Here is a 12,120-nt window from a genome sequence, read left to right on the forward strand (position 1 = left end):
GATACCGGCTCGATGTTCAAAGCCCGCAAGTACAAGGATCTCGAGAAAAAGCTCGGCTACCGCTTCAAGAACGAAGCGCTGCTCGAGCGCGCTCTCACGCATGCGAGCCTGCGCGGCGCGAAGAAGGTGCGCGAGGACAATGAGCGGCTCGAATTCGTAGGCGACCGCGTGCTGGGCCTCGCCATCGTCGAGATGCTGGAGGCCGCCTATCCGGCCGCGACGGAAGGCGAGCTTGCCCGCCATCTCAATCGCCTTGTCCGCGGCGAAACCTGTGCGAACGTCGGACGCGCACTTGGGCTCGGCGACTATCTCATGCTCTCGGAAAGCGAGGCGGGGAGCGGCGGACGACTTAAGGGCACCATCCTTGCCGACGCCGTCGAGGCCGTCCTCGGCGCCATCTTTCTCGAAGCCGGTTTCAACAAGGCGCGCGACGTGGTTCGCCGTCTGTGGGAGAATGAGGAAGTCTCGTTCGGCCATGCCGCCGCCGATCCCAAGTCTGCGTTGCAGGAGTGGGCGCAGGGGCAGGGGCTGCAGCTTCCGAACTACGTCGAGGTGGAGCGGACCGGGCCCGATCACGCGCCGCGCTTCACCGCCGAGGTGCGCATCAAGGGCAAGGCGCCAGCCCGGGGCGAAGGCGCCTCTAAACGGGCAGCCGAGCAGGCAGCCGCGACTGCGCTACTGGAGCGCGAAGGTGTGATGGAGAAACGTCCTCTTGGCTGATGCCCCCAAAGCCGCGGCGCCCCCGCAAACGGATGAGCCGCACCGCTGCGGCGTGATCGCCATCATCGGTGCGCCCAATGCGGGCAAGTCGACCCTCGTCAACGCGCTGGTCGGCGCCAAGGTCACGATCATCTCACGCAAGGTGCAAACGACCCGGATCCAGATCCGTGGCATCGCCATGGAAGGCGCGAGCCAGCTCGTGCTCATCGATACGCCAGGCATCTTCGCGCCGAAGCGGCGCCTCGACAAAGCGATGGTCGCGAGCGCTTGGGCCGGCGCGGCCGATGCCGATCAGGTGCTTGTTCTGGTCGATGCCGCGAAAGGGATCGACGAGGACGTGGAGCAGTTGGTCTCCAGGCTGGCTGCCGAGACGCGGAAAAAGGCCATTCTTGTCCTCAACAAGATCGACCGCGTGGAGGACAAGGGGAAGCTGCTCGCCCTGGTGCAGGATCTCTCGGGCCGCCTCCCGTTCGAGCGCGTGTTCATGATTGCGGCCTTGAACGGCGATGGCGTCGCAGAGCTCAAGCGCTATCTGGCACAGCAGGTGCCGGAAGGACCCTGGCTCTATCCCGAGGACGAGCTGTCGGACATTCCCGTGCGCCAGCTCGCGGCCGAGGTCACGCGCGAGAAGATCTACAACTACCTGCACGACGAGCTGCCTTACCAGATCACGGTCGAGACCGAGTCCTGGAAGACGCTGCGCGACAAGTCCGTCCGCGTGGAGCAGGTGATCTACGTCGAGCGCGACAGCCAGAAGAGCATCGTGCTCGGCAAGGGCGGCCAGACCATCAAGAAGATCTCGCAAGCCTCCCGCACGGAGCTGACCGAGATCGTTGGCGAGCCGGTCCATCTCTTTCTGTTCGTGAAAGTGCGCGAAGGCTGGGATCGCGATCCTGAGCGGTACCGCGAGATGGGGCTCGAATTCCCGAAGGAGGATTGATGCCGCCCCGCCCGGGCACCGTGCCGCTTTTCGGCCTGGCGCTCATCACGGCGGCGGCTGGTGTGTCGGGCACGCGGAAGGCGGGCGCGGCCGTCCGCATTTGCGAGCCGCATGTTTCGAGCGGGCTCGTGACCGGAACCTCCGAGGACACCGCGCGGGCGGCAGCGCTGGCGGTCTGGAAATCGAAGGCGCTCGCCCACGGCGAGGAATATGGCAGCTGGCGGCTTGCGGCGGAGAAGACGCTGGCCTGTCTGCCGCGGAGCGATGGGTCCTTCGAGTGCCTGGCCCGTGCCGCCCCTTGCACCATCGAGCAGGCGCCCGATCGCCGCGAGCTGCGCAAGAACCGTATCGGCATCTGAGCGAGCCCGCCGCCACGCGCGAAATGCTGCGAAACGGGGTAAGTCGGCTATAACCCGCCTATGAACTGGTCCGATGAAGGTGTGATTCTCTCAGTCCGCGCCCATGGCGAGACCGCGGCGGTGGTCGAGATCCTGACGCGCGCGCACGGCCGCCATCTGGGTCTTGTGCACGGCGGGCGCTCGCGTCGCACGCGCCCCGTGCTCCAGATCGGCAATCACGTGGATGTCGCCTGGAAAGCGCGTCTTGCCGATCATCTGGGCCACATGAACGTCGAGCTGATCCGCGGCTATGCCGCCTCCGCCATGGACGATGCGGCAGCCCTCGCCGGGCTCACGTCGCTTTGCGCGTTGGCGCGCCTGCTGCCCGAACGCGATCCGCATCCCAATCTCTACGAGGTGACGCTGTTCGTGCTCGCCTACCTGGATGACGTGAGCGTCTGGCCGGCGCTGCTCGCGCGCTGGGAGCTGGCGCTGCTGGACGAATTGGGCTTCGGCCTCGATCTCACGCAATGCGCCGCAACCGGCATCAACGACGATCTGATCTATGTGTCTCCCAAAACCGGCCGCGCGGTGTCTGCGTCCGCCGGAGAGCCCTACCGCGACAAGCTCCTGCCTCTCCCGCAGTTTTTGCGCCCCGGCCGGCAGTCGGCGCTCGGGCCGGGCGATATCGAAGGCGGGTTCGCGCTGACGGGCCACTTCCTGGAAACGCGCGTCTTTCGCCAGAGAGACGAGGAGATGCCGGAAGCCCGAAGCCGTATGCTCGCGCTGCTGAAACGCCTCGCCGAGCCCCACGGCACGCGGTGAGACTGCTAACCTGCCGAAGGCCACATCCCTCGGCCTCCGCAAGCCGTTCCCGAATGGCGCACTGTGGCCCGATCCTATTCCGCATACGTGTCTGGACCCCGACCTCCGTCGGGGTGACGTTGAAAATGGGCATGCGGCACGGACAACAAACACCGTCATCCCGGCGCAGGCCGGGATCCAGACGCGCCGGAAGCAGAGTTTCTGTCGAAGGCTTGGAGGCCTTCATTTCGTGTCGGCGCTGCTACGAGATGGGCGAGAAGTCCGATCCTTCTGCATACGTGTCTGGACCCCGACCTCCGTCGAGGTGACGATGTTATTTGTCTGCGCCATATACCCACCTTCGACGTCATCCCGATGAAGATCGGGATCCAGACATGCCTGAAGCAGGGGTTGCTGTCGGGCCTGTCGACGTGTCACTCGGACAGAGACGCCGCTACCGGATGCGCTCGCGCGGCGCGATCTCGACGCGCACGCCGTTGGCTGGGTCGGGTTTGAGCATGTAGACAAGCCCGTCCAGCGCCTCGTAGCGCATGGAAAGCCGCTGGGCGCTGAAACCCTCGCCGTAGCTGTCGAACGAGATCTCGCTCGGATTGCATGAGGAGTGCGTGACCGCATACGACGGCTTGATCTCGTGCGCCTCGCCGTTGAACGTGTAGCCGATGCTCTGGCGTGTCGTGTTCGAAACCTGGAACTCGTATTCGAGCGATTTCGGCCGCGCGAAGAGCTGCACGGAGATGAACTTCGGATACTTGCCCGGCGCGCTCACAACGCCTACGCCGATCTCGGTGACGTTGGGAGCCACCATGTTCGCGCGGTGGCCCGGCGAATTGATCCAGCCTTCGACGGAGCGCTGCGCGAGTGCCCGCGGCTCGAAGCCCCGGCTGTCCTCGTTGAGGGCGAGGTTCTCGCCGATCTGGCACCAGTCGTAGCCCGCCGAGGTGATGCGGTCGCCGGCCTGGCGGCCGTCGGCGGTATGCGAGAATTGCCCGTTCTTCGCGAGATAGGCCGCATAGGCACGCGCGGCGCGGGTAAGCGCCGGGCTCTGCCGGAGCGAGCCGAGCTGCTGGCGCCCGCGATAGGCGTTTGTCATTTCGATGATTGCGGCTTCGACGGTCGGCGTATCGGGAAGAACGGCGGGCATGGCTCGCTGCGGGTTATGACGATCCTGCTCAAAATCGTCCGCGACAGCGGCGAACACAAGGCGGCGGTCCGGGAAAGCCCACACGAAAATGGCTGCGCAAAATGGCGCGCCCGCTGTGGAAATCGGCGCCTTAGGTTGCCCCGAACAGAGATTTGTGTGTTGTTGCAACTTGAAAGAGCCTTGTGGCGCGGCTGCACTTGAGAGCCGCCGCCGGGAGCAGTAACCAGACGCCATGACAGACAAACCGATTCTGCCGGGAGCCGGACCCATCGAGCCGGTCACGCTCAAGGATGCGCTCGAGGAGCGCTATCTTGCGTATGCTCTCTCCACCATCATGCACCGTGCGCTGCCGGACGTCCGCGACGGCTTGAAGCCCGTGCACCGGCGCATTCTCTACGCCATGCGCGAGCTGGGCCTCGATCCCGACAAGGGCTACCGCAAGTGCGCCAAGATCGTCGGCGAGACGATGGGCAACTACCATCCGCACGGCAACCAGGCGATCTACGACGCCCTCGCGCGCCTCGCGCAGGACTTCGCAGTCCGCTATCCGCTGGTGGACGGCCAGGGCAACTTCGGCAACATCGACGGCGACAACCCGGCCGCCGACCGGTACACGGAAGCCCGCCTGACCAGCGTTGCCGCGGAGCTTCTCGACGGCATTGACGAGGATACGGTTGCCTTCCGCCCCAACTACGACGGGCGCGAGCAGGAGCCGACCGTTCTGCCTGCGGCCTTCCCGAACCTGCTGGCCAACGGTGCTGCCGGCATCGCCGTCGGCATGGCCACCAACATTCCGCCCCACAACGTGGACGAGCTGTGCGCGGCGCTCTTGCATCTCATCAAGCATCCCGGCGCCACCATCGAGAAGCTCGTGGAGATGATCCCGGGGCCTGATTTCCCGACCGGCGGCGTGATGGTCGAGCCGCGCGAATCCATTCTCGAAGCCTATCGCACCGGCCGCGGCGGATTCCGCCTGCGGGCGCGTTGGGAGAAGGAGGAGACGGGGCGCGGCGGTTACCAGATCGTCGTCACCGAGATCCCCTATCAGGTGCAGAAGGCCAAGCTCGTCGAGAAGATCGCCGAGCTGATGACGGAGAAGAAGCTGCCGCTGCTCGGCGACATCCGCGACGAGTCCGCCGAGCAGGTGCGCCTCGTGCTGGAGCCGAAGACCCGCACCGTCGATGCCGTGCTGCTTATGGAGAGCCTGTTCCGTCTGACGGAGCTCGAGGTCCGTTTCGGCCTCAACATGAACGTGCTGTCCGGCGGTCAGATCCCGAACGTGCTCTCGCTGCGCGATGTGCTGCGCCAGTGGCTGGAGCACCGCATCGATGTGCTCGTGCGCCGCTCGGAGTATCGCCTGAAGAAGATCGAGCACCGGCTCGAGGTGCTCGACGGCTATCTGATCGCCTACCTCAACATCGACGAGGTGATCCGCATCGTCCGCTTCGAGGACGATCCGAAGGCCAAGCTCATCGAGCGATTCAAGCTTTCGGAAGTGCAGGCGGACGCCATCCTGAACCTCCGCCTGAAATCGCTCTCGAGGCTCGAAGAGGTCGAGATCAAGGCCGAGCACGACAAGCTCTCCAAGGAGCGCCGTGAGCTGAAGCAGCTCCTGAAGTCGGACGAGCTTCAGTGGGAGCGCATCTCCGAGGAGGTACGCGCGACGCGCGAGCGCTACTCGAAGAAGACCGAGCTTGGCCGCCGCCGCACGAGCTTCGCCGACGCGCCCGAGGTCGATCTCGATCTCGAAGCCGCTCTCGTCGAGAAGGAGCCGATCACCATCATCCTGTCCGACAAGGGATGGATCCGCGCGCTCAAGGGCCACCAGGACGATCTCTCGAAGCTCGACTTCAAGCAGGGCGATAGCCTGAAGCGCGCCATCAAAGCGCAGACCACCGACAAGCTGATCCTGTTCGCCACCAACGGAAAGTTCTTCACGCTGGAGGCGAGCCAGCTTCCCGGCGGCCGCGGTCACGGCGAGCCGGTGCGCCTCATCGTCGACCTGGAGGAGAACCAGGATTTCGCCGAATGCTTCGTCTACGAGCCGGGGCGCAAGCTTCTGGTGGCGAGCACGGCCGGCAACGGCTTCATCGTGCCCGAGGACGAGGTCGTCGCCGCAACGCGCAAGGGCAAGCAGGTGCTCAACGTCGGTGTGGACGAGGAGGCGCGCGTCTGCGTGCCCGTCGATGGCGACTACGTCGCGACCATCGGCGAGAACCGCAAGATGCTCGTGTTCCCGCTCGATGAGGTCAACGAGATGACCCGCGGCAAGGGAACCATCCTCCAGCGCTTCAAGGAAGGCGCCCTGGCCGACGCCGTCGTGTTCCACAAGAAGGAAGGTCTGACCTGGCTCGATGCAGCCAGCCGCACCTTCACGCTGCCGTGGGCCGAGGTGAAGGAGTGGGTAGGCCAGCGCTCGCAGTCCGGCAAGATTGCGCCCAAGGGCTTCCCGCGCTCCAACAAGTTCGGGCCGGCCTTCCGCTGACAAGGCACTTTTGCTCAAAAACTCAGGGGTTAAGTCTCGGGCGCGAGGGCGAGCCTTGCGTCGGGTGATGAGCCCCGGTAGGACAAGAGACATGGAGGGGTGGCGCGCTTATCCGACGGGGAGAGGCGCGCTCGTCGAGTGAAGGGCTAGGGTGTTGCAGCGGTTCAGTGGGAAGCGAAAACACCCTAGGATGAGGCAGTTGCGTTTAGGGGCGGCATATTTCCTGGGTCTCGTCGTGGCGCTCGCCGCTTCCGCGGTCGCGCCCGGCTTTGCGGGCTCAGCAGCCGCGCAGGAGACGCCTGCTCCCGCCCCCGATCAGGCTTCATGCGCCAAGTCGCAGTTCGAGAGCGCCGTGGACGAGGCCGCCGAGAAGCTGCGCGAACTCAACAACCGCAACCGCCCCGAGTTCCAGGTCAAGCTGCGCCAGTTGAAGGAAAAGCGGGGCTGGAGCAACGACCAGTTCATGAAGGAGGCCGCGCCCTTCGTGAAAGACGACCAGATCACCGTGTTCGACGACAAGTCGAACGAGCTTCTGGCGTCGATCTCGTCCATGGGCCAGGAAGGCGCCAACGCCAAGGAGCCCAACTGCGCCGTGCTGCAGGAGCTGCGCGGCCTCATGGGCGTGCTGATCGAGACCCAGGGCTCGAAGTGGGCCTACATGTTCAAGAAGCTGGACGACGAGCTCGCGAAGTAGCGCCGCTGCAGTCCGCAGACGGGCAATCTCACCGCTCCGGCGCGCGCACCCAGCCGTTGGGCCCCAGCCGCTCCTGCGGCTGATACCGCGTCTTGTAGCTCATCTTGCGTGAGCCATCGATCCAGTAGCCGAGATAGAGGTAGGGCAGGCCGAGCCGGCGCGCATAGTCCACGTGCTCGAGGATCATGTAGGTGCCGAGACTGCGCTCCTCCTCGAGCGGCTCGTAGAAACTGTACACCATGGAGATGCCGTCCGAGAGCCGGTCGCAAAGCGCGACGCCCGCGAGCGGCCAGGTGTCCATGTGCCGGTCGAGCGGATTCTCGGGCTTGGCCCGATACTCGGTGAGGAAGGTGCGCACCACGCTGTCCTCCACCATCATCGCATAGTCGAGCACGCTCATGTCCGCCATGCCGCCGTCGGAATGGCGCGCGTCGATATAGCTGCGGAACAGGCAGAACTGCTCCGACGTCGGCACCGCCGAGACGCGACGGCTCACGAGATCGCGGTTGCGCTCGAGCGTCCGGCGCATGGTGCGGCCGGGCTTGAACTCGTCGACCAGAATGCGCACCGATACGCAGGCGTGGCAGCCCTCGCAGTAGGGCATGTAGGCGATGTTCTGGCTTCGCCTGAAGCCGCCTTTGAGCAGGTTGTCGACGAGCGCGAGCGGCTTGTCGTGCGTCAGGTGCGTGAAGAGCTTGCGCTCGAGTTTGCCCGGAAGATACGGACAAGGCTGCGGAGTGGTGACGTAGAATTCCGGAAAGTGCTTTTGCTGTTCCGTCATCCGATAAAATCCTTGCCGCCGACGCCGCAGGTCCGAGCATCGCCGGACATCATGGCGGAGTGGCGGTATCACCCCGAAACGCGCACTCGTTAGTCGGGCGGACAGGTAAGAGGCTGCCGGTCACGAAGGATAGTCGAGCTTCGCGGCCTCGATCAAGCATCAGCGATAAATCCGCGCTGCAACACAGCAGCAGCCTTAAAATCGGGCGTGCTAGCCCTTGGCGCCCTTGGTCGCGGTCTGCCCAGGTGCGGCCGAGGCCTCGATGAAGGCGATGATCTCTCCAGCCACGTCCACGTTGGTTGCCCGCTCGATACCCTTGAGCCCGGGCGAGGAGTTGACCTCCAGCACCATCGGCCCCCGGTTGGAGCGGAGCATGTCGACGCCCGCCACATTGAGGCCGAGGACAGCCGCGGCGCGTTCCGCCGTCGCCCGCTCCTCGTCGGTAATGTGGGCCTCCTGCGCGATGCCGCCGCGATGCAGGTTGGAGCGGAATTCTCCGGTCTTACCGACCCGCTGCATGGCCGCCACCACCTTTCCGCCGACCACCAGCGCCCGCACGTCGCTGCCCTCGGCTTCTGCGATGTACTCCTGCACCAGAATGTTCGCGTTGGCCGCGCTGAAAGCCTCGATGATGGATTTCGCGGAGGCTTCGGTTTCGGCGAGGATCACGCCCATCCCCTGCGTCCCTTCCACCAGCTTGATAACGACGGGAGCGCCGCCGACCTCCTTGATGACATCCTCGGCCTTTCTCGGGCCGTGCGCGAACGCGGTCACGGGAAGGCCAATGCCTGCGCGCGCAAGCAACTGGAGCGCCCTGAGCTTGTCGCGCGAGCGCCCGATCGCGACGCTTTCGTTAAGCGGGAACACACCCTGCATCTCGAACTGCCTGAGCACCGCGAGGCCGTAGTGGGTGATCGAGGCCCCGATGCGCGGGATCACCGCGTCATAGAGAGGAAGCGACTTGCCGCCGAACCGCAGCACCGGCCGGTTCGACGTGATGTTCATGTGCACGTGCAGCGTATTGATCACGTCGAGCGTGTGCCCGCGCGCCTCCGCCGCCTCGATCAGGCGCTTGTGCGAGTAGAGGCCCGGATTGCGGGCCAGCATGACGAGACGCATGGGAGGAGCCTGTTGCGAGCGACGCCTTCGATCCGGTCACTCCGGGAGGGCTGGGCGCGAAAACTATGAACCCGCTCTGGTAGATGGGAGCAGCGGATCGCGGGGACCTCGCCGGGCAATTGAGTTTTATTTTTGTCCCTTGTCCGGCTTGTCCGCAGAGCCTTTGCTCATTAGTCCGGCCGCTGCGGGCGGAGGCGTCGTCGAGCGGCGAACCGGGCCGCGCCCGCCCGAAGCCGGCGCATCCGAGCCGGACCATGAGCCGCCGTCGTTTCCGGCGGAGGCGGGCGGCGCGGGCCCGCGCGGCCGTGACGGGGCCTCGGAGCGATCGGAGAACGGGCCGTCGAGGTTCGGGCCGGGAAGCGGCTGATCGGCGCCGGAGGGGGCCGCGGAGCCTCGTTCGCTCAGCGCCTTGAAGCGTCCGATCTGATAGCCTGCGAAAAAGGCGCCGCCGGCAACGAGGACGATGAGCACGAGATCATAGGCGGACATGGCGGTATCCGGAAATGCGCGAGCTGCCCCGGTCACTGAGGCCGGAGTTTAAGGTCTTGGCTGCAAGCCTAAATCACAGGATGCGGGTTGCGCAACCTGGCAAGCTCAAAGCTCGACGGGAACCATATTCTGCGCGGTGCCGCGAACGGCTTTGGCAGCCTTGGGTGCCAAATCCCCGTCGAGATCTGGATCGATCGAGGCATAGGTGAGCCAGGCCAATCCGCCCATGGCAACCATCAAGATCGCGATCCCGATGAGGGTGCGCTTGAGAAACCACCTTACAGTCACAGGCCGCACAGAGGTCCGCTGCACTGACTGTGCATCCTCGACACTGATTGCCATGAACTTCCCCCACAACACGGCTGGAGAGTATGATCCAGCCGCCTCCGGCTCCCGAACCGGCGCCCACCGGAATGTCCGGCAGGCCCTATTGAACATTTATCCCATCTTGGATGAAAGAGGTTGCCCCCTGGGTCAAGGGGGCGTTTGGCGAAGCCTGCTTTCAGGCGGATGGGCGTGCTGCGCGAGCCACGGTTGTTGTGGCTGCGGTTCCCGGTTTTTTCACGGCGGCGAGGCCAGACACGCAAAAAAAGGGGACAATGACACCGGAAGTTGCACCTCCGCCCGCAGGTCAGGCGCGGCGCGCCCACATGCCAGAGGGCAGGCCTTCGGCAAGCTGCCTATAATGACCCCATGAAGAAATCAGCTTTTGGCCACGCCAGGAAATGGGCTGCCGCAGCCCTGTTGGGCGCGCTCGCATGGGCGGGCCCGGTACTGGCCGAGACCTCCAGCGAAACCCGCGATGCCCCCGTCGCGGAGATCAGCCGCGAAGCTGTCTGGCGCGCGATTTTTGCCCGTCCGCATGGCGTGTCCGCCAGCGCCGTCGGAGACACCGCGGCGCAGATCGAGCTGGGGCGGGATCTCTTCCGCGATCCGCGCCTCTCCGGCTCCGGCAAGGCCGCGTGCACCAGTTGCCACGATCCGGACCACGCCTTCACCGACGGACGCCGCACGGCCGTTGGCCCGGGAGGGGCTGTTCTCCCCCGCAACGCCCCCGCGCTCTACAACCTCGCCTGGGCGGTGTCCTTCTTCTGGGACGGACGCGCGCCTACGCTCGCCGCCCAAGCCCGCTTTCCCATCCTTGCCGAGGATGAGCTGGCCGGTGACTTCACCACCATCGCGCAACGCCTCTCCGCCGACCCGGCGGTGAAGGCCCACTTCGCCACGGCTTTCCCGGAGGCTCCGGGCGTGACGGAGAGTGCCATCCTGGATGCGCTTGCCGCCTACGAGCGATCGCTCGTCTCGGCCGAAAGCCGCTTCGATCGCTGGATCGCGGGGGACGGCGCGGCGCTCACCGAAACCGAGCTTCAGGGCTTCGACATCTTCGTCGGTAAAGGCGGATGCGTATCCTGTCACGGTGGCTGGCGCTTCACCGACGACAACTTCCACGACATCGGCTTGGCGAGCCAGGATCTCGGCCGCGGCGCTCTCGTGGCCAGCGCGAAGGGCCTGCCGCAGTTCAAGACACCCTCATTGAGGGAGGTCGCGCGCACTGCGCCTTACATGCATGACGGCTCCCTGGCGACGCTGGAGGATGTCGTGGCCCACTACACCGGCAACTTGATCAAGCGCCCATCCCTCGCGGCAACCGTGGTCCGCGACCTCGAACTGACGGCAGAGGAAAAGGCCGCCCTGGTGGCATTCCTGAAAACGCTTTCGGGCGAACCGGAAAGTCACGTCTCCGATGAGACAACTCGCCCCATGCTCAAAAAATGAGCTGACGGAAATGGAGATCGCACCGGTCTGGGCGCTGAAAATGCCTTGTTCCCCCCGTGAATTTACCGGGCCAATTCAGTTGGCCGCGATTGATGCGCAAACGTCTCAGCTCAAAACATTAGCATTTGCTGCTTAGGATTGTTTCTTGTGTGGCGTTGATTCGCCGCCTACCGTTACAGCAAGAAGAAAAGAAAAAGGGACGACGCGCCCCGAGGGTTATGAACCGCCGAAAGCGGATAACTCGATCTGGGGTTTGCAAATGCTAGAGCTCATCGTCTCTGTCTGCCTCGTGGACAATCCGACAAGATGCAAGGATGTAAGCTTGGTCTACTTGGCCGAGAGCGTCACGCCCATGCAGTGCATGATGCAGAGCCAGGCTGAAATCGCGAAGTGGACCGAGGGGCATCCGAACTGGGTCGCGAAGCGCTGGTCATGCCGTCCGGCCGGCCGTTACGCTAAGATCTGATCTGGGTGTTACGCCGCGAAGCGAGGCCGTTCCTTCTCCCCGGCTCCCCGACTTCGCCGTGTTATATCATTTCAGAAAGCGTGGGTTTGGCCTTTGGGGGGCTGCTCGCAAAAGTAAGCCGCGAAGATGCGTTTCTATTTTCTCATCCTTTGAATATGGCGCGCGCCATTCTCGTTGTTCAGCTAATATTTTGAAACACGTTTCAGTTTTACACTGTCGTGCCTTCGGCATGTGGTCCGAGGGTAGACTGCGATCCCGTCGATCCGGCGCACACGCTACCGGATGCCAAGCCATAATCCGTGGCCCATCCCTCGCGCCGGGAGGTGACCCGCCTGGACGGCGGCAG

13 protein-coding genes are annotated in these 12,120 nt (G+C 64.6%); 8 read left to right on the forward strand and 5 right to left on the reverse strand.

Annotated features, from left to right (window positions below; translation table 11 throughout):
- Positions 1-12 precede the first annotated feature (12 nt).
- The 4 genes from rnc to recO are packed head-to-tail and all read left to right on the forward strand — an operon-like array spanning position 13 to position 2,823.
- Complete coding sequence (gene rnc / locus F812_RS0106700; RefSeq protein WP_026867905.1) at positions 13-720, forward strand: ribonuclease III; 708 nt, start codon at positions 13-15, stop codon at positions 718-720.
- Positions 713-1,660, forward strand: coding sequence for a GTPase Era (era, locus tag F812_RS0106705; RefSeq protein WP_020085196.1), 948 nt, complete (start codon positions 713-715; stop codon positions 1,658-1,660). The genes rnc and era overlap by 8 nt, the downstream gene beginning before the upstream one ends.
- Complete coding sequence (locus F812_RS0106710) at positions 1,660-2,019, forward strand: hypothetical protein (protein ID WP_020085197.1); 360 nt, start codon at positions 1,660-1,662, stop codon at positions 2,017-2,019. The genes era and F812_RS0106710 overlap by 1 nt, the downstream gene beginning before the upstream one ends.
- A gap of 60 nt (positions 2,020-2,079) precedes the next feature.
- A complete protein-coding gene (recO, locus tag F812_RS0106715) occupies positions 2,080-2,823 on the forward strand; it encodes a DNA repair protein RecO (RefSeq protein ID WP_020085198.1) in 744 nt (247 codons plus the stop codon).
- A gap of 433 nt (positions 2,824-3,256) precedes the next feature.
- On the opposite strand, the gene F812_RS0106720 is transcribed toward recO, so the two are convergent.
- The gene (locus F812_RS0106720) at positions 3,257-3,964 is read right to left on the reverse strand and encodes a CAP domain-containing protein (protein ID WP_020085199.1); all 708 of its coding nucleotides are present in this window, start codon (positions 3,962-3,964) and stop codon (positions 3,257-3,259) included.
- Between the two features lie 232 nt (positions 3,965-4,196).
- Here F812_RS0106720 and parC point away from each other — a divergent pair, with 232 nt between their 5' ends.
- The gene (parC, locus tag F812_RS0106725) at positions 4,197-6,449 is read left to right on the forward strand and encodes a DNA topoisomerase IV subunit A (protein WP_020085200.1); all 2,253 of its coding nucleotides are present in this window, start codon (positions 4,197-4,199) and stop codon (positions 6,447-6,449) included.
- A gap of 190 nt (positions 6,450-6,639) precedes the next feature.
- A complete protein-coding gene (locus F812_RS22895; protein ID WP_020085201.1) occupies positions 6,640-7,143 on the forward strand; it encodes a hypothetical protein in 504 nt (167 codons plus the stop codon).
- A 28-nt stretch (positions 7,144-7,171) separates the two neighbouring features.
- On the opposite strand, the gene F812_RS0106735 is transcribed toward F812_RS22895, so the two are convergent.
- The 4 genes from F812_RS0106735 to F812_RS0106750 form a co-directional block, all read right to left on the reverse strand.
- Positions 7,172-7,924: an arginyltransferase gene (locus F812_RS0106735; protein WP_020085202.1), complete on the reverse strand. Its 753-nt coding sequence runs from the start codon at positions 7,922-7,924 to the stop codon at positions 7,172-7,174.
- Between the two features lie 210 nt (positions 7,925-8,134).
- Positions 8,135-9,043 carry a 30S ribosomal protein S6--L-glutamate ligase gene (gene rimK / locus F812_RS0106740; RefSeq protein ID WP_020085203.1) on the reverse strand — a complete coding sequence of 303 codons (909 nt, stop codon included), beginning with the start codon at positions 9,041-9,043 and terminating at the stop codon, positions 8,135-8,137.
- 126 nt (positions 9,044-9,169) lie between these two features.
- Positions 9,170-9,532, reverse strand: coding sequence for a hypothetical protein (locus F812_RS0106745; protein WP_020085204.1), 363 nt, complete (start codon positions 9,530-9,532; stop codon positions 9,170-9,172).
- A 105-nt stretch (positions 9,533-9,637) separates the two neighbouring features.
- A complete protein-coding gene (locus tag F812_RS0106750; RefSeq protein WP_156827289.1) occupies positions 9,638-9,874 on the reverse strand; it encodes a hypothetical protein in 237 nt (78 codons plus the stop codon).
- Positions 9,875-10,225: 351 nt separating this feature from the next.
- Here F812_RS0106750 and F812_RS22900 point away from each other — a divergent pair, with 351 nt between their 5' ends.
- Both F812_RS22900 and F812_RS0106760 read left to right on the forward strand, forming a co-directional pair.
- Entirely contained in the window at positions 10,226-11,308 is a 1,083-nt protein-coding gene (locus F812_RS22900; RefSeq protein ID WP_083929102.1) for a cytochrome-c peroxidase, read from the forward strand.
- Between the two features lie 322 nt (positions 11,309-11,630).
- On the forward strand, positions 11,631-11,774 hold the full coding sequence (locus F812_RS0106760) for a hypothetical protein (protein ID WP_245257635.1): 144 nt from the start codon (positions 11,631-11,633) through the stop codon (positions 11,772-11,774).
- Positions 11,775-12,120: the final 346 nt, after the last annotated feature.

The organism is Hyphomicrobium zavarzinii ATCC 27496 (assembly GCF_000383415.1).
In the GTDB taxonomy this organism is placed as follows: Bacteria; Pseudomonadota; Alphaproteobacteria; order Rhizobiales; family Hyphomicrobiaceae; genus Hyphomicrobium_C; species Hyphomicrobium_C zavarzinii.